14 protein-coding genes are annotated in these 18,830 nt (G+C 43.1%); 1 reads left to right on the top strand and 13 read right to left on the bottom strand.

Annotated features, from left to right (window positions below; all coding sequences use genetic code 11):
* Positions 1–4 precede the first annotated feature (4 nt).
* The 9 genes from ACFSVN_RS08700 to ACFSVN_RS08740 all read right to left on the bottom strand — a co-directional run bounded on the left by ACFSVN_RS08700 (position 5) and on the right by ACFSVN_RS08740 (position 14,235).
* Positions 5–1,369: an amidohydrolase gene (locus ACFSVN_RS08700; RefSeq protein ID WP_390301100.1), complete on the bottom strand. Its 1,365-nt coding sequence runs from the start codon at positions 1,367–1,369 to the stop codon at positions 5–7.
* Positions 1,370–1,386: 17 nt separating this feature from the next.
* Positions 1,387–3,060, bottom strand: a complete 1,674-nt coding sequence (locus ACFSVN_RS08705) for an amidohydrolase family protein (RefSeq protein ID WP_390301103.1) — start codon at positions 3,058–3,060, stop codon at positions 1,387–1,389.
* A 170-nt stretch (positions 3,061–3,230) separates the two neighbouring features.
* Positions 3,231–6,371 carry a type I restriction endonuclease subunit R gene (locus ACFSVN_RS08710; RefSeq protein ID WP_390301106.1) on the bottom strand — a complete coding sequence of 1,047 codons (3,141 nt, stop codon included), beginning with the start codon at positions 6,369–6,371 and terminating at the stop codon, positions 3,231–3,233.
* 60 nt (positions 6,372–6,431) lie between these two features.
* Positions 6,432–7,640: a Fic family protein gene (locus ACFSVN_RS08715; RefSeq protein WP_390301109.1), complete on the bottom strand. Its 1,209-nt coding sequence runs from the start codon at positions 7,638–7,640 to the stop codon at positions 6,432–6,434.
* A 186-nt stretch (positions 7,641–7,826) separates the two neighbouring features.
* A complete protein-coding gene (locus ACFSVN_RS08720) occupies positions 7,827–8,849 on the bottom strand; it encodes a hypothetical protein (RefSeq protein WP_390301112.1) in 1,023 nt (340 codons plus the stop codon).
* A gap of 24 nt (positions 8,850–8,873) precedes the next feature.
* Positions 8,874–10,169 carry a restriction endonuclease subunit S gene (locus ACFSVN_RS08725; RefSeq protein WP_390301115.1) on the bottom strand — a complete coding sequence of 432 codons (1,296 nt, stop codon included), beginning with the start codon at positions 10,167–10,169 and terminating at the stop codon, positions 8,874–8,876.
* Complete coding sequence (locus ACFSVN_RS08730; RefSeq protein WP_390301118.1) at positions 10,159–11,850, bottom strand: class I SAM-dependent DNA methyltransferase; 1,692 nt, start codon at positions 11,848–11,850, stop codon at positions 10,159–10,161. The genes ACFSVN_RS08725 and ACFSVN_RS08730 overlap by 11 nt, the downstream gene beginning before the upstream one ends.
* 77 nt (positions 11,851–11,927) lie before the next feature.
* Positions 11,928–13,889 (bottom strand): DUF2779 domain-containing protein, encoded by a 1,962-nt coding sequence (locus tag ACFSVN_RS08735; protein ID WP_390301121.1) that lies wholly within the window; start codon positions 13,887–13,889, stop codon positions 11,928–11,930.
* Positions 13,890–13,962: 73 nt separating this feature from the next.
* Positions 13,963–14,235, bottom strand: coding sequence for a hypothetical protein (locus ACFSVN_RS08740; protein ID WP_390301124.1), 273 nt, complete (start codon positions 14,233–14,235; stop codon positions 13,963–13,965).
* Between the two features lie 156 nt (positions 14,236–14,391).
* Here ACFSVN_RS08740 and ACFSVN_RS08745 point away from each other — a divergent pair, with 156 nt between their 5' ends.
* Entirely contained in the window at positions 14,392–14,589 is a 198-nt protein-coding gene (locus ACFSVN_RS08745) for a hypothetical protein (RefSeq protein WP_390301127.1), read from the top strand.
* A 277-nt stretch (positions 14,590–14,866) separates the two neighbouring features.
* On the opposite strand, the gene ACFSVN_RS08750 is transcribed toward ACFSVN_RS08745, so the two are convergent.
* The 4 genes from ACFSVN_RS08750 to ACFSVN_RS08765 all read right to left on the bottom strand — a co-directional run bounded on the left by ACFSVN_RS08750 (position 14,867) and on the right by ACFSVN_RS08765 (position 18,764).
* Entirely contained in the window at positions 14,867–15,889 is a 1,023-nt protein-coding gene (locus ACFSVN_RS08750; protein WP_390301130.1) for a type II toxin-antitoxin system HipA family toxin, read from the bottom strand.
* Entirely contained in the window at positions 15,886–16,221 is a 336-nt protein-coding gene (locus tag ACFSVN_RS08755) for a HipA N-terminal domain-containing protein (RefSeq protein WP_390301133.1), read from the bottom strand. Before ACFSVN_RS08755 ends, ACFSVN_RS08750 begins: the two co-directional genes overlap by 4 nt.
* Before the next feature lie 5 nt (positions 16,222–16,226).
* Complete coding sequence (locus tag ACFSVN_RS08760) at positions 16,227–16,436, bottom strand: helix-turn-helix transcriptional regulator (protein WP_390301136.1); 210 nt, start codon at positions 16,434–16,436, stop codon at positions 16,227–16,229.
* Between the two features lie 1,431 nt (positions 16,437–17,867).
* Positions 17,868–18,764, bottom strand: coding sequence for a replication protein (locus tag ACFSVN_RS08765; RefSeq protein ID WP_390301139.1), 897 nt, complete (start codon positions 18,762–18,764; stop codon positions 17,868–17,870).
* Positions 18,765–18,830: the final 66 nt, after the last annotated feature.

The following is an 18,830-nucleotide window of genomic DNA, read 5'->3' on the forward strand; positions in this document are numbered from 1 at the left end:
TCGTCTATTTATTATTTAAAAACTCGTACAGATTTACGATCTCGGCATCCTGCATACACTTGTGCTGCTCATCAGCATCAAAAATATGAACTTGCTCAATGGTGTCTTCAGGATCTACAGATAACCGCTGGTCTTTTGCATCATTTTCACGGTCGAAGTACTTCACTCCATCCACAAAAGTCATTACAGGCATGGCGTACGAAGAAAGCGGATGGCCTTCAAAGATAGCGATATCAGCGTCTTTACCTTCTTCAATGGATCCTACGCGATCGTCCACTCCCAGCTGCTTGGCCGGATTCAGTGTAATGAGTGCCAGTGCTTCTTCGTCACTCAACCCACCATACTTTTGTGATTTGGCTGCTTCATGAAACAGGTGGCGAATCAGCTCACCGGAGTCAGAGTTAATGGAAGTCGTAACTCCGTTGTTCGTGAGTATAGCCGCATTGTATGCCGTGGAATAATACACTTCCAGCTTGTAGGCCCACCAGTCTGAGAACACCGAGGCGCCGGCACCGAATTCAGCCAGCTCAGGGGCTACCTTATAGGCTTCGTTGGCATGCTGAAAAGTTAGTTTCTCAATTCCGAAATCACTGAATACATTCAGAAGCATATAGATCTCATCTGCACGATAGGAATGGCAGTGAACCAGCACTTCGCCTTCCAGAATATCAACCAATGTCTCCATTCTGCGGTCGTATTCAGGGGCTACCTTGCGGCGACTGTTATTAGCCCGGTATGCATCCCACTCCTTTTTATATATCTGGGCTTCTTTGAATGAATTCCGAAGCATGGCTTCCACACCCATTCGGCTTTGAGGCTGAATACCGCGAGCACGTCCGCCGCGAGTCGGGTTTTCACCGAGAGCAAACTTAATGGTACGCGGGGCTCCTTCAAACATCATGTCCTGAGGATCCGTTACGCCGTAGCGCAATTTCAGGGTTTCGCTTTCACCGCCGATCACATTCGCAGAGCCGTGCAGCAGGTGGATGCTGGTAACACCACCGGCCAGGGCACGATAGATAGAAATATCGAGCGGGTTGACCACATCCCCCATCTGAACTTCAGCCGTAACCTGACTGGTACCTTCATTGATGGATGTTCCGGCAATATGCGAGTGAGCATCGATGATACCCGGCATCACAAATTTTCCGGTTGCGTCGATCTCGGTAACATCATTTCGATTTCTGAGCGACGTTCCGATCCGGGAGATCTTCCCGTCCTCGATCAGAACATCCGTATTCTCAAGGGTTCCGTCGGTGATGGTGATCACCGTTGCGTTCTTAATAAGTACATCGCCTTTTGTGGTCTGTGCCATGATCAGATCAGTGCCAAACAGCAACAGGGCGATCAAAAAAGTTAGTTTCTTCATATCAAATCTTTTCATTTTTAATTAGGCTCTTTGGTTGCAGAAATAGGAATAGACATGCTGAATGCCGCAATAGAAGCCTCACCGGAAAACTCGGTTTCGGAAACGGTTCCTACTACAACGATCTCAACAGATTGCCCTCCGGCATCAAAGCTAAAATCAAAACTCAGGCTTCCTTCTATGAAAGAAAGGTTTTCCATATCCATGTCAGGCCCTCCCTGGTCGCTTGTCATCAATCCGGTAAGCGAACCTGCTTCATCAGTGAAGATCCACTGCCCGGTTTGTTCCCCTTGCGGAGAAGTGAGGGTATAATTCCATGTTCCCAACAGTGTTTCCGCTGCTTCTTCCGAAACTTCAGCAGCTGCTTTCTTGGAGGTATCGTATTCATACTTCTCTCCGTCCACAAACACATACTTTACTTTGGACCCTTCCTCGAAATAAGGAGCGGTGGTAACAACCACATTCCCGAGTTTGCCGGGATCAAGTGTCCCCGCAATATTTTCGATTCCGAGTAACTTAGCGGCATCCGTGGTAAGGGCTGCAATAGCTGCATCTTCACTTAAACCCGAAGCTACCAGCCTTTCCAGATTCCCTTTGATACTGCCGGTGGAAGTCCCCATGGTTGAAAACCCGTAAGGGATCCCGGCTTCATTAAATTCACGGTACTGCGCCAGGAACTGATCATAGGCTTCTTGTCTGCGCTGTTCCATATGCACCACTTCATCCGTCTTTTCCTCGTCTTCGGATACTTCTGGTTCATCCGGAAGATCCAGCGACATCAATACTTTAATGTCAGAACCTCTCAGGTCATCCATCAGGAACCAGCCTTCTTCCAGGTCGCTGAGTACGAGATCGAAGCCCAGCTCCTGCTTAAGCTTCATGGCTCTGCGGGCTTCCAGCATACTGTTGGTATGGTAGAATACCGGTTTCGATTTATCTATGACCGGGTAGAAAGCCTGTAATGCACGATCCTGCGTTGGACGCTGAATACCGGCCGGGTTACTGGCATACAAGGCCTCATGGTCTTTATTGAGTGAAGCCTGGGTATAGAGGTTTCTCCATTTGGCCATGATCCCAAGCGTGTTGCCCGGATATGCACCGGGAGCGCCTGAAAACTGGGTGAACATGGAAACGTCCTGCTTCAGCAGAAGATCATACGAAGTGTCCTTGTCTGAAAGGAGGATGATAGAGCCCGAGCCCGGAAGCATTCTTCCGTAAGGAACGGTATGTGAGATGGTAAATCCCAGCCCTCTCATGCTTGCAATACTGTTTTCAGTAACATCGATCTGGCTGACCACACTTTCTTCCGGAGTGATACCGGCATAGTCGTTAGGTGGATCGGGGGTGAAAAGGTCATCCGGCCGTTCCATCTGGTCGGGGCGTGTAGCACCGGTGTTCGACATTCCGTCGATGAATCCCGGGTAGACGAAAAGTTCACTTCCGTCAATAACTTCTGCATCTTCAGGGATGGAAACATTGGTCCCAACCGCAGTGATAAGTCCGTTTGATATTACTACCATCCCGCTGTCCACAACCTGTCCGGGTGCCTGCATAATGGTGGCACCGGTAATGGCAAAGGTACGGGTAGGATAAGCCTGTCCGGTATGATCACTTTGCGCTAAGAGGTTGGTTGAGATAAAAAGAAGGGGAAGTATTAATACCAGTTTAAAAACATTGTGTAGGTGTAGCTTCATTCTGATATAATTAGATTAATGGATTTAGTAATAAGAATTACCCGAATTTCAGGTCCTTTATATATAGTACCCGCTATTTTTGCTGAGTGAATGTAATAGAAAATTGCTTTAGTTATTAAGGAAATACAAAAATTTTCAAATGGGGCTTTAATAATCTGACCCCATAATTCTCATTTACTCCATTCATCTGCCAGCGCTTCGGCCTGTTCCATCACAAGCTCCATAGCTCTCTTCTGTTCATCAGGTGGGTATTTGTACCTTCGGAGTGTTCTTCTGACAAGGATTCTTAATTTGGCTCGTACGCTCTCCCTCTTTTGCCAGTCAACGGTTGTGGAGTTGCGCAGCTTTTCGGTGATCTCTACCGCGATCTTCTTCAGGATTTCATCACCCATTTCACGAACGGCGCTTTCATTTTCAGCCAAGGCATAATAAAAAGCTACTTCATCTTTGTTTAAACCAAGTGCGTCCTCTTCTTTGATAGCCTTTTTGAAATCTTTGGCCATCTCAATAAGCTCTTCAATCACCTGTGCTGTCTCAATAGCCCGGTTGTGATATTTCCGAAGAGTTTCCAACAAGCGCTCGCTGAATTTCTTTTGTTGAACCACATTGTTTTTAGTGCGGGACCGAATCTCATCTTTTAGCAACTTCTCAAGCAGCTCAACAGCCAGGTTTTTGTACTTCATTCTGCGGACGTCTTCCAGAAACTCATCACTGAGCAATCCAATCTCAGGATTTTCCAATCCCGCCATACTGAATACATCCTCTACTCCCTCAGCCACCACCGCATTATCCAGAATCTGCTTTAGAATGGAGTTTTTCTCCCGCTCACTTCGCTTTCGTTCTACGGCCGTAAATTTGTTGATCGCCGCTTTTATAGAATTGAAGAAAGCAATCTCCTTTTCCAATTCAATCACTTCATCCAGGGTATTGCAGAGTGAATGCGCTTTATTAAGAGACAAGACCGCATCCAAAAACCGCTTCTTACCGTTTTCAAGCTCAAGTACATGGTTCGCTGCCGGAATAACTAAATTGTGGGCTTCAGTCTCATAACCGGAATAATCAAACTCGTGTAGCATTCCACGAATGATGTGAAGTTTTTCGAGTAAGATTTCATAAGCCTGCTGCGCCCCCAATGTCGGCGATCCTTTACCCTTGGAGTCGGTATAAGTTTTGAGGGCTTGCTTAAGCTCATTAGCAATGCCGATGTAATCTACCACCAGCCCACCTTGCTTGTCTCTGAATACTCTGTTTACCCGTGCTATCGCCTGCATCAGGTTGTGGCCTCGCATAGGCTTGTCGATGTACATGGTATGACACGAAGGCGCATCAAACCCGGTGAGCCACATATCGCAGACTATCACTACTTTAAACTCATCAGCTGGATCTTTGAATCGTTTTTCAAGTCGCTTTTTAACTTTCTTGGGATAGATATGCGGTTGCATTTTAGCAGGATCAGCAGCTGAACCGGTCATGATAATCTTGATCTGTCCCTTCTCGGGATCTTCATAATGCCACTCAGGCCGAATCTCTGTTATAGCATTATACAGATCCACGCAAATCTCACGACTCATTCCAACGACCATAGCCTTTCCATCTATGGCTGCCGTTCGTTTTTCGAAGTGTTTTACCAAATCATCCGCTACCTGCGTAATTCGTGGTGTCGCCCCTACCAGCTTAGCCAGAGTAGACCATTCACTTTTGGTTTTCTCCCGTTCCGATTCATCTTCATATTCTTCGACCACTTCTTCGACGCGATCACTAAGCTCATCAATTTCAGCGCGATTCACATCGAGTTTGGCCAGACGACTTTCATAGTAAATGGGGACTGTGGCTCCATCATCTACGGCATCTTGTATGTCATAAATGCTTACATAATCCCCGAAGACCGCACGGGTGTCGCGGTCTTCCATGGATACTGGTGTTCCGGTAAAGCCGATGAAAGTCGCATTGGGCAGGGCGTCCCGCATGTGGCGGGCATAACCGTACTTATATTTTTGCTCTTTGGTATCGTACTGCGCTTTCAGCCCATACTGACTCCGGTGTGCTTCATCTGAGATCACCACCAAATTATGGCGTTCGCTCAGTGCCGGATGCCTCTTCTCATCACCAATAGTTGAAAACTTCTGTACGGTAGTAAAATAGATTCCTCCTGACTCTCGGGAAGAAAGCTGCTCCCGCAGGTCATCCCTGCTGTCAGCTTGAATCGGTGTTTGCTTGAGCAGATCCTGCGCAGAGGAAAAGGTTTGAAACAGCTGACCGTCTAAATCATTACGGTCAGTCACTACCAAAATAGTCGGGTTCTTCATTTCCGGCTGTTGCAAAAGTTTTCCCGCAAAACAAACCATGGATATACTTTTTCCCGAACCTTGGGTATGCCAAATCACCCCTCCTTTTTTGGAACCGGGTTCTACTTCGTCTCCGTATGTAGCACGGGGTTGCTCTTCTACTCTTCCTTCCGGTGCACGTGAGGCTGTTATCACAGCTTTTACTGCTTCCCTGACCGCATGAAACTGATGGTAACCGGCAATCTTCTTGATTGCATGGTCCCCATCCTGCTCAAATAAAATAAAATGTCTGATATAATCGAGGAACAGCTCTGGATTAAAGAATCCTTTGATCACTGTTTCCAGCTCAAACTCCAGCTTTGGCCTATCATCTTCATTCTTTATGGCTCGCCACGGCATGTACCATTCGGTGTTGGCCGTCAGTGAACCAACCCGTGCATTGTAGCCATCACTGATGATATTGGCCACATTGTAGGCGAACAGATCAGGAATCTCGTCTTTGTAGGTTTGAATCTGATTGAAGGCTGAGTATATGTCCGTGTCTTCGTTGTCAGGATTTTTAAGCTCAATAACTGCTACGGGGATCCCATTAATAAAAGCCACTACATCCGGACGACGGGGCTGCTTGGTTCCCTGAATAGTAAACTGATTAACGACTTGAAAGTTGTTGTTCTCAGCATTCCCGAAGTCCACTATCCGGACAGGTTCAGGCTCCCGCTTTCCATCACGTTCAATTTCGATGGTTACACCATCCAACAGCATAGAATGAAAAAGCTTATTCCGCTTTACCAAAATGGGATGTGTGATGGTACGGAGCTTGTGGATTACCTCATCCACTTCTTCCCGTTTCAGATGGGGATTTATACGCTGAATGGCTTCCCGCAAGGGCTGCTCCATCAATACCTGACTGTAGGATGCACGTTGTGGTGTATCACTGTCGGGAGCAATATCAGGACCGTGTACCACCTGCCAGCCATTTTCCGAAAACCATTGCAGACCTATTTCTTCAAGCTGTGTTTCGTTCATTATTCCTAATTGTCTGTTTTGCTTAAAGTAACGGAATAAGATCTAAAATTATACTCTATTTTAAATCGAACCGGCCGGGTACAATTCCGGGAAATAATAGCCTACTACCTTCGGCGGAATATTAAAATACAATGGGCTCCGATGGGAATCAGACCTCACTAACTCTTCTTCCAATAACTGTTTGGTCAAGTCTCTGGCTGTTCTTTCGGCCATACCGATTAAACGCTGAACCTCCCCACGCTCTATTTTACCTCGCATCATCACTTCAGCCAATACATACTTGGTTTCCGGTCGAAGTGTCGATTCTCCTGGAATGGAACCCTGAGCGCGCAGATTTCCATAAGCCATAATCCGGTCTCTCAAATCTTCGAGGTTCAATAATTTCTTCATGAAATGAATTTGATCTAAGGCGGTCTCAAAGAAGAAAGAACAAAAAGAGTTCAGGGCTTTTTCCGATAAGTTGCCTCGTCCATCCAAATCTCCTCTTCTTGGACTATCTGCGCTGGCTAAGTAGTTTCTGTATTCTTCGTCTTTTCTTGCCAAACCTCGGGATAGGGTCCAAAGTCCGTAAGACTCGATATTGGCTCTTCGCAGGTACGCATAGGTAAACAAACGGCTCACACGACCATTTCCATCTAAAAAAGGGTGAATCCATACCAAACGGTGATGGCTTGCTGCCGCCGCCAATAATAACGTATGGCCAGATAATTTTTCAGGATCATATTTCTTTTCAAAATGAGTCAGGAAGGCTTCTAACGCACTATGAACAGGAGCCACATGCTCACCTACTTCTACATTTTGGGTTCGAATCTCCCCCGGAACCATCTCAATGATCTCATCCGAGTCTTTTTTTCTGATCTTCAGAAAACTGTCGGGGACTCTTGAATAGAATTCCCGATGAATCCAGCAAAGAAACTCTGATGAACATACCGGAACCTTCTCCCCATTCTCAAAGCGATAATCAATAAGTTTTTGCACTTCTATGTGTGCCACACTTAGCTTCTGCAACCCCTTCTTTTCATCATCTTTACTGTATTCTTTTCGTACGGCCCGTTCAATATCTACCGGGTTGGTGTGCTCTCCTTCTATGCGGTTTGAATAGTAACTGTTAATATGCCGTAGCAACCGTGCAATCTCTTTACGAGTGAGTGGGTGCACCAATCCACCTAATTCAGCTTCCAGTCGAAATACCTCCATAGCCAGATCCACCAATGGCTTGGTTGCCTTTGGAAACAGGGGCTCCATATGTGAAGGACGATCAAACATCATGACTGTATTTTTGCCGGTTCTTTTGCCGGTTTATATATGTGGTATAAGTGTATTCAAACCATGATAATATCCGACTTTATTTGATAATATGAAAAAGAAATATTGCCGGTTCTTTTGCCGGTTAAACTTACTCTTTGAATACTCTTCCTAACTCCTTAGCTTTGCTAAGGAGTTAGGATCTTATACTCATTCCACATGCTTCGAATCAACAAAATGTGGTACATCAATAATCTTAGCCAAATCCCGCTGATGTTTTACCTTATCATAATAAGTCATCGACCATACAGGTGGATTCAGAATTAGATCAGTAAAATTATTTTGTTCACGATGTTGATGATCAAATACTAAAACACAATTATTCTTACTTTGTTTTTTTCTTCTTGTACCGCTTTGTTTTGCTCCCTGCATGCATTTTTGTAAAGATAGAGTGAGATGAAATCCCATAAATTGCCATAAACTCTGAATCTCTTTAAAATCAAATTCATCATGCTCTTTAATGAATTTAATATTATCAACTGCTGTAAATACAATATCTGCCTTATTTATTATCGACTTTTTTGTGGCGATAGATGCATCAGACCAACGCAAACTGTCCCATTCAGTCTTTCCAATAGCGATTAAATTTTTACCAATAAAACAATCTCTCTTTAATGCTTTGAAGATTTGTTCCTCTTTGACATTTAAATTGTTAAATCCTTCGATTAAATCGCTTCCATAATTTTCCAATTCTTCCGCAGGTATATTTTCCTTGATAGATCTACCAAGATCCGAAATGCTTTCCTTTGTAATAGCCCGATTCCACTCTTGTCCATCATTCAATACATAACTTTGATCAAGTGTATTTAAGAATTGGGATTTAATATTTTCAACCGATACTTCTTCAGAAAAAATCACATGTAGATTCATTCTCTTAAAGGAACCAAAGTCTACACCAGCGAATTTTTCAATTCTGAATTCAATTACAGGTAATAATAAATCAATATTTTCAAGACGATAATTTTCTCTTTTCTCTCTCAAAAGTCTCTCATAACCATCCAAAAACATGTAGTCATTTATACCCAAAACTTTGAACTCAGAAGGCAAAGATTCTAAGTCTTTTAGAAATTTTTCCCAAACGTCTTCTTGATTTCCAAAATGATGTACTATTGATGCCGGTGTATGAACATGTAAATCCCATTTTCTCCAAACAGAGCCCCGTGGATCATTCATTTTATTTCTCCTGCATTTAATTAGTTAGTTAAGTTCTAATTCCCCCGAAATCAACTTCGGCAAAAGCGTATCTCTTAGTTGAGATAAAGTTAAATTCTCATTTCGATTCTTATTGATCTTAATAATTAATGGCTTAATAAATTCAGCAAACAACTCATCCAATTCATTATTTGGAGTAACTACTTCTTTTACTTTTAATTCACTCCAATGCCTGCGGTACTCCTGAAACTGCTGTAAGTCTCTAATTGCGTAGTAAGTCCAGTAAGAATCAAATTCTTCCCCTTGTAAAGGAATAACATTTGGAGCTATATCAAAAGGTTCAATTACTAAGTGGGTTATACAGGTATGATCGCCAAAGATGAAATATGGATTGTCGGGTGATGCATCATAACCTGCTTCTTCATTGTGGTAGCCCATTATTATTCCTTCTCCTTGTTCAAGCACAACAACTTTGCCAGTTTCCTCAACTTCATCTTTTTTTACTCGTTTTGGAGCTCGAAATCTTTTTAAAATATCTTCAGCTATTTTCACCTCCCACCCCTTCGGCACTTCCCCAATCTCACTCTCCACCAATTCATCCGGAAAAAGTTCGGCGGTTCGGGAAAGTTGTCGTTGCTGGGCCTCCGACATACTGGTGAGTTTTTGTTCGAGAGCGGCTTCGATCTCATCCCAATCCTGGTCTTCCAAAGAAATACCCGCAATGGCAGCCATAGCAGCGCGGTTAGGGTCGCGGCCGGCGGAGGTGGCTTCTATTTTGGCACGGACAGGATCAAAATCCACAAACCAGCTCTTGAAGATCGCCTGAGCTATGGCTTCCAGTGTTTCGTTGGCTCTTTTATTTATTTGGATCTTTTTGTCAAGTGATGCTAGTTGACTGGCTATTGATTTTCTAATAATTGGATCTGTAGGCCATTTAATTAAAAAATTATGCATGTCAGATTTTTTGGCATTACCAAAAACAGATCCTGAATCATTTATTGCACCCCAATAGTTATTTCTCTGCTTAATAGCGTATTCCAAGTACTCTTGGTCCTGATCATTCTTTGCTCGAATTGCGCATAAACCACGACCAATAGCACAGTCTGTATTTGAAATATTAATTGATCCAACAGGAGCCCTTACACTAAATAAAATGTCACCTTTTTTCGCATTACGTTTTGGCTGAGTTGTATACTTTTGAACTATTGGATATCGATCTGTAAACTCCGCACTTCCTTGAAAGAACGGAGTGCCTTCACCAGTTTCATTTATATATTCACCTTTGGGAGAAGTACCCATAGTTATTTCAGCAACTTCAGATAGTTTTACTTCAGAGCTCATACCCCAACCCCGCTAAGTTTTCTTTAATCCTAGTTTCTAAAGCTTCACTTTCTTCAAACTGGGTTTTCAGTCGGGCAGTGAGTTTCTCAATCTTTTCCGAAAAGGGAATGCCGTCGTCTTCGGTTTCGGGAGCGCCTACGTAGCGGCCGGGCGTAAGCACATAATCGTTTTTCCGTATCTCGTCCAGCGTGGCGGATTTGCAATAGCCGGGAATGTCTTCGTAGTCCTCGCTGCCCTTTTGCCAGTTGGTGAGGGTTTCGGCTATATCCTTGATCTCTTCGGGTTTAAAATCGCGGAGTACGCGGTCTTTCATGTAGCCTTTTTCACGGGCATCTATGAAGAGTACTTTGCCGGAGCGGTCGCCTTTGCCTTTCCCGTCCGGTGTTTTGGTGCCGTTGGTTTTGTTCTTGGTCAAAAACCAGATACAGGCGGGAATTTGCGTGTTGGTGAATAGCTGTCCCGGCAGGGCCACCATGCATTCCACCAAATCGGCTTCCAGCAGGTTCTTCCGGATCTCGCCCTCTCCGCTCGTTTGTGAACTCATGGAGCCGTTGGCCAGCAGCAGCGCCAAACTTCCGTTGGGTGACAGGTGGTACAGCATGTGCTGCAGCCACGCAAAGTTGGCGTTGCCCTCGGGCGGTGTACCGTATTCCCATCGAGGGTCATCGGCCAGCTTCTCATTCCACCAGTCCTTTACGTTAAAAGGCGGATTGGCCATCACGTAATCGGCGCGCAGGTCGGGGTGTTGGTCGTTGGTAAAACTGTCGGCGGGCTGTTTCCCAAAATCAAAATCAATACCGCGAATAGCCATGTTCATAGCTGCCAGTCGCCACGTGGTGGGATTACTTTCCTGTCCATACACGCTAATCTGTCCAATCTTTCCACCATACTCTTCAATAAATTCCTCGCTCTGCACAAAAAATCCACCCGAGCCCATGGCCGGATCATACACGCGGCCTTCAAAGGGTTTCAGCATCTGCACCATCAGCTTCACAATGCTTTTGGGCGTGTAATACTGTCCGCCTTTCTTGCCCTCGGCCAGCGCAAATTCCCCCAGAAAATACTCATACACATGCCCCAGAATATCCTTGGAGTTTATACTGAGCGGTTTCCCCTTATACTCTTTGGCATTAAAATTCGCATCCGAAAACAGGTCAATCAGCTCACCCAGTTTCTCCGGCGGCAACTGCTTCTGCGAATACGTACGATCCAGAATATTCTTCAGCTTGGGATTTTCCTTTTCGATAGCTCCGTTGGCATCGTCAATCAGTCGCGCCACATTTTTAAACTCATATTTCTCTCCCTCAGGAAGCTCAATGATATCCCCGTTGGAAAGCTTGTTGTTTTGCTTCAGCGTTTCCCATCTAGCCAGCGGTGGCACCCAAAATACATTCTTGGCGATGTAGTAGTCGCGCACTTCCAGTTCCTCTTCAATCAAAGCCTCGTATTCCTCATCGCTCATATCATCCTGCGGGATGTAGAAATCGTGGTCTTCATTCCGAAAATGCTCGCGGAGTTCGTCCCGGCGTTCATCAAAAGCATCCGATACATATTTGAGGAAGATGAGTCCCAGCACCACGTGTTTATACACGGCGGCATCCAGGTTATTGCGGAGCTTATCGGCGGCGCTCCAAAGTTTTTTATCAAGGTCCTTAAGAAATTCCTGCTCGGCTTTCTGCATGTACTCCGTTCGGTAGGTTTATAATTCTAAATAACAGTTGATTATAGGGAAAGGAGGTGTGAGATTAAAGAAGTAGTTTAGGATTGATTTTTCAAAGATTCCCAATGCTGATAAATCATCACCATAGCCAGCGTATCCAACTCACAATACCGAAGTAAAGCTTCAAACACCCTCTCCCGCTCCTCCTCCGGCACATCATCAAACTGCATGCGCGCCCAAGCCATCATAGCGGTGCCACCTTCAGTGATTCGGTCATCCAGGTCAAGATCCAGATCTTCAATTTCATCCTCATCCGGAATGCCATACCCCACCGGGTCAAGCAGTTTGTAGGGATTGATCACCTTTCCACTTTCATCGGTTTGGCAGAGTACTTTGTTCTTCATACTCAAACCTGAATAAGGATCAGAGTAGATCTCCTTGAGGGCGTCACTTTCATTCAGCACGGCCGGTAATACATCTTTGATGCTGTTCGAACCGCCCATGTGCACTGAGTAGTAATACTTAACAACCAGTCTCTGTTGGTCAATTAAATAACGAGGAGATTCTTCATTCACCAAGGTATCGATCCAGGCGATCAATGCATCTTTATCTGCTTCTTCTGATTCGTTTAATCTCTTTTTAACATCATTCAAGACCGTCTTTTCATAATGATGATACATGAACACGCTGCCTTCATCCTTCTCCAATACCTTTTTTAGCTCCCTGACAAAATCGAATCCGGGATACACACCCTTTCGCTTATCCACCCATTCGGCTGCATGCTCCACCCGACCGTCTTCATATACATTATGGATGGAAAACTGAAAGGGAATTTTCTTGTAGGGATAGCACCCTTTATGAAATGGAATGGCCGGAGCAATCCCCTCAAAATCGATGAAGTGCAACGGGTAGGTCCAGCGGTCCATTTCCTGGAAGAGTCCGGGCAGGATAACTTCGCTGTCATCATGCCTCCCGGTCATCTTCATAACCTGTGCTAGCTGCCGCTGTTTTCGTCCATCATCCCAGATTGGTTGTTGGTAGAGCGTTTCTTCATCTACTTCCAGATACTCCGGATTGAGTTCTTCCATGAGGTAGATCTCGTCCTCTATATACTGTTTAGATTTGGCGTGCCATACATCAAAAGCGTGAGGTTTGGAGAGTTCTGCCTCGCTCCAGTTCAGATCCTCTTTCCAGCATTCATTAAATCCGGCTTTTTTGCCGTTCAGTTTATCAGCCTTGACGCGGTGTTCGCAATTCCGACACTTGGCCCCAATGCTCACCGGGTACTTTTTATCGTTACGGATCAGCTCGCAGAGCCCGTTGATCCATCGGTCAAACCCTTTGGCTTCGAGCTCACTTTCCGGCTCACGTGCTTCCCCGTTAAAGATCAGAGCCACCTCATCCGCTACAGGGATAGTTTTCATGATGTGATTACCAAGGTCCATGTCAGCTATGTCTTCTGTCAGCCTGACCTCACTCCGGCCTTCTTCATTCTCCTCGATCTTAAAGTACTGATGCAGTCCTTCCACACTGGTGGGCGTGTCTTTATCGATGAGCATGAGGTACGGACGAATCTCAAATTCGGGATATGCCTTCTGCATGACCCAGGTTTGAAAAGCCACATCGTAGAGGTACTTATGCCAATTGGATCGCATTGAGCCATTTTGCAGATAAAATCCTTCCTTATCATCCCACGATTTCGACTTCACTTCAATGAGATCGATCCGGTTTCCTTCCTTCACTAAGATATCGACCAAGGCATAGGTCAGCCCGTGACGAATAGCTGCCTCGTAGATTATGACCTCATCCTGTTGCAACAGCTCATTAGTCTGCTCAATGGAAACGGATTTATTCCTGGAATAGGGAATTTCAACACCACCGGGATAGTACAGCTTGGCTAATTCTCCGACCTGAATACCGCCTTCTGCTAAAGCTTGCAGAAAATCATTATCGTCTTGTGAAGTAGCGTACTCATTATCGTGGTTTTTATAGTAGAGTTTTGTTGGGCATTCCAGACAGTGGGTGAATTTGGATTTTGTGAGATATGCAATCTTATTCATAAGTACTCCGAAAATAATTGGTTTAGCCCTGTATAGTTAACATACAAATTACGTTAGCCAGGTTCAGGCGGTCTTAGTTTTTACTCATCTTTTCTCTCATTAATTGCTGAGCCGTCTCCCAATCAAGCGGTGATTTCAGGCCACCTTTCATAAAGCGATCCATTTCGTTTAGAGTCGCATTAACTCCCTCATCAAAGCCACTTGAATAGCCGTTTTCGTGCCCTTTTTGAAAACCGATATAAAACCCGGTAAAGAACATAACTGTACTTCCGATTAAATAAACTATAGCACTCATTGTATCTTCTCGCTTAATTTTATATGGGTAAGTAACATACCATTTACCCATGACAGATTATGTCACCCCAAATATATATTTCGATCATAATTTTGCCCTGATGCCTAATGAAGCAATCTGATTTGTTATACTATTAAAATTATAAGATATTGTTTATTATTTACTTATAAATATTACCATAACAATGTATAGCAATCATCAAATATCATGACTCATAAATTCCCTTATCTTCCCAAACCAAAGTTCAAAGAGCGTCAATACATAACCGATGGAGAGGGGCAGTCCTTCGAGATCCGTTTTATCGAATACGACTTTGAGAAAGAAGAGTATTACTATTTTCCCATTCCGGATACTTTTGCAAGAAAGATCTATGATCTAATGCCAAGATCACTGAGCCTCCGATGAGTACCAGTATGTATATTTATGAGGTTCTATTTGGCAACAAAAAGAAGGCCAAGGAAAAAGACTGATGTAACCCACTTTATTTTTATATAATTATATATTTATTGAATTATATAAATATATACTGTTGGCTTGTCATAATGTTTACCCCCCTTTTGTATAACCAATTTCAGGGTTTTGGTGTAAGCAGACATCATTCTCTCCACTTAAAAATGTCATACATTTAGACTTCTAAGCTGCAATTATAGCTTATTGTCATACAAACTCCCTTCTTTAGACGTCAAACCTTCCCTGTAAAAGAATAATTAATAGCCTTCAGCTTATCTAAATACGTAGCCTTATAGCCTTTTTTCATCTCCTCATTTAAATAACTATGAGTGATAAGCTCATGGACCTGCTTCTGATCAATCATAAAAATCTGGAGAATCTTCTCCATACGGGATTTCGTTAAACCAATTCGGATTCCAAACTCATAGAAATCATCGTAGGCATAAAAACCGTTGGCTTCAAAGCTTTCTGTGGTCTCGAAATCTTTGAACAATCCATCATTCAAAGCTAAAGCAGAGTCATCTACGTGCAGACGAGTATTGATAAGGTCATAAGCTGGGCTGAGTATATAATCCCCTTGAGGGGTTTCTAACAAACTGAAGTTCTTTAGATGGGCATCTCCGTTGCCAAACATATAATTAAACAGCACGAGCGAGAAATACTTTTCCATCTCGACCGGATAGGCAGGTACAAACTTCTTGATCAGAGCTGCAGCTTCTTCATAGCTGTAGTCATATTTAAAATCCCTGCCGTTAGTTTCAGCTGTTTGACCGGCAAGTGTAGCAAAATCTTCCTTACCCAGTTTTGAGCCATCTTCTTTCTCATCAAAGCGCTTTGTGATGTAAGCCGGATCTCCATTCTTAAAAAAGATGAGCGCGTTTTCAGCCGTTTCAATGCCGTATACCTGACGGGCAATTTGCATGGTCAAATGTTCATTGGCGGGTACCTGGTTCACTTTCCTTAGATCTCTGGGAATAGGTTTAAGAATATAGGTGCCCTGCTCACCTTCTTTCGCCAGTCTTAGTTTATTTTTATCCATTACCAAGGATACTTTTTCCTGTACTCCTGATATGGATAACCGTTTACGGTTCTGCATAAACAACTCGGCATCCGCCTCACTTACGTCAGGCGCATTGTAAGGAAGTATATGGTCTACTTTCCGCCTGTTAAAGACACGCTTTAAGCAGGTCGAACTGTAGGTGTCAAATCCTTCGGCTAAGGTACCGGGACAATATGTGATTTCAGGGAGACTCATTGTTTAGTTTCTTCTATGGGTCGAACCGTTATGGCACCGATCGTATCTGATTGGGCAATTTCGAGTAAGAGGCCAAAGTAATCCTCTTCATCAATTTTAAGCTGGCGAGCCTGCAGCTTTCTGTTTACCCCTTCTGAGAGCATGTTGAAGAAAAAAGGAAATAAGTGATCCGATTTATACTCTTTTTTGCTTTTCGGCATTGTCAGACTTACCGGTGGCTTATCCGGATTGTCATACCAGGCGTCATCGTATGTAAACTCATATGAAGTTTTATCATGTTGCACCAAAGTGCCCACCTTTTCTCCATTTCGTATAACCTTTGCTGCTCTCATTTATCTTAGCTTGGTTTTTTGACAGACATAGTGATTTCCATGCCCAGTATTTCCGCGATCTTATTGAGCACCTTAAGGGTTGGGTTAGCCTGTCCGGTTTCTATTTTATAGAGGGTGTTTTTGCTGATCCCGGCCATTTCCGCTAAATCAGGCTGCGTGATACCCAAGGTATCTCTTCGCTCTTTAATCCGGTTACCCATTTCTTTGACTAACATTATAATGTGATTTTGTATGACATTTCTGAAAATATTTGGAATAATATAACAAAAGTCACAACATAATGTGATATATGAGTCTGATAAACTAAAGAGCTATAGCCTGGAGGTGTATGAGCTACTATTTGCCAACAAGAGGAAGGCTAAAAAGACTGACTATAAACCGCCCTATGTATTTTTGTAGTTTTGTACAATTGTACATTTATACATCTGTATTTTAATACATGGCCTATAAATATCCTTTTATTCATTGGTTTGCATGACATTTTAAGTCTTTGGCACCCTTTAATTGGTTAAACATTGCCATCTAGCTCTCTATTTAATTGTCATACATTTTATGCTTATAGGGGCAAAGTCATTCGAACACAGGGTTCAGGCAGGCCGGTAATACATAAAGTTATGCGGAATAGTATGACTTCTGCAGAATTATATGAGTATAAGCGTCAGGCCATATATGTAATCTGCATACATACCCCTGTCCCAATCAATTCGCATGGATAATCTCTCACTTTTGGCCTAAAACGATCAAAAAGTCATACAAATACCCATAAACCAAGCCATTGTTGTTTTGTTGTTTTGTTGAAAACAACATTTGTTTATGGTTTGGTTTGTATGACGAAAGGCTTATTTATTGGAATAAAATGGGCAGATCATTGCCCACTCTCTTATGGTAAAGTCATATTTTTGAGCCAACTCCCCAAAAAGTTAAACACTCTCGACCCAAACTCGAGCCCGGTGCCCATGTTGGTGGACCAGCACCCCCAGAATTTCGTAGTCTAAGACCTTAACCCGTATCTGACCAATATAGGCCTGGTAGCCATGACGGTAGGCAGCGTAGACTGCGTCTTCGTAATCATTGATCTCTAACTTAATACGTTGTCCGGGGTCGGGTTCGATGTAAGATTCTTCCATTTTTCTTAAAAGTATAACATGGAAAGATGACAGCTACCGTCACCATGGCTAAAGAATCTTGCAAAACATGTAACGATTTGAAGAAAAACGTTAAAACGTCTTTGTGTTATGACGTTATAACGCTACCAGGATTTGACTCCAAACGTCTTAACGTTTTAGGTTGATAAACAACTATAAGTAAAAACGTTTTGACGCTTAAACGTTAAAACACACAGGTAAAAAGTTTAATAAATGGCGGGTTTTTGTACTAAATCAGGGAAAGTGGCTGGCTGTCAATCGTTAATAAATGGCCCGATTTATTAAACGAATTGGTTTTTTTAAAGATAATAACCCCTTAAACCATCTAATGTTTTAAACAAAAGCTCTAAAATGGGTCTTATTTGGTGGTAAGAGAATCATACGTTTTGGCCAAAAACCCATCAATTCTTTTAAAAGTTATATATAAAAGAGAGTTTTGAAGATTCTTTGGTGGCAAAAGCGTTAATAATTTGAAAGAAATTGGTCCTTTCATAACTTTAACTACACTCCGGGTGCCTGTTTCATTAGCTTCCATCGCTTCTCTGTGCCCTTATCTGTGATTACGTCAATCATTTCAAAGTCATCGCCACTATAACCTTTTTCAGTAATCATACTGGCGTACTCTTTGTGGGTTAACAACTGGTTAGATTGGCGATGCAGATCATTTTTAATAGTATCTGTAAATTTAAAAAAGGCTTTTGGTTGATGAAGTAGTTCAGGTTTGTGTTTCCGGTAGTATGATGATTCTAATCGCCCATCCATAGCCTGTGATAGTTGCTCTTCACTAAACTCATTGATGGCACTAAGAATACATTCCATAAGATCTTTATCGTTACGGTTGACCGATATATCGAACTTAGCATTCCAGGTATTTATAACCCGTTCCAGTTCTCCTTCTTTAGTAGTAGTATTTATTTCATTTTCTTTTATAGGTTTCTTTTGTGTGTTCAAAGTTTGAACCGATGAAGTGTTCAAATTGTGAACTGATGCAGGTTCAATTATTGAACCGGAGGGTTCAGAACCTGAACTGGTCGAATCTTTTGGTGAAGAGCTCTTCTGCTCTTTATGTGAACTATCTTTAGGCATGATAACCCGGTATTGATTAATTCTACCACGGTCAAACTTTTCAATGATCTGATGCTCACTAAGATATTTCAGAGCCTTTAAGACCGTATTTCTGCTTAGACCAGTTTTCTCTTCAAATTGCGAAAGAGCAATTCTATCATACTTTTTGTGATGGCCCAAAGTCTTTCTGACAATAAGTGATAACACTTTGAAGGTGTTTCCATCAATATGTGGCATGACCTCTTTTATAATGAAATTAGGATAGGCCGTAAAAGCGTAATCTTTATTTTTATTAGACATACCTGGCTTACCTAAGGTGAAAGATGCGCTCAATGACCTTTCGCTCGAAGTATTTGCGACGACTCCCTCCAAACTGGATGGAAGGTATATAGCGTGGAT

This window comes from Gracilimonas halophila, assembly GCF_042684365.1.
Taxonomy (GTDB): Bacteria; Bacteroidota; Rhodothermia; order Balneolales; family Balneolaceae; genus Gracilimonas; species Gracilimonas halophila.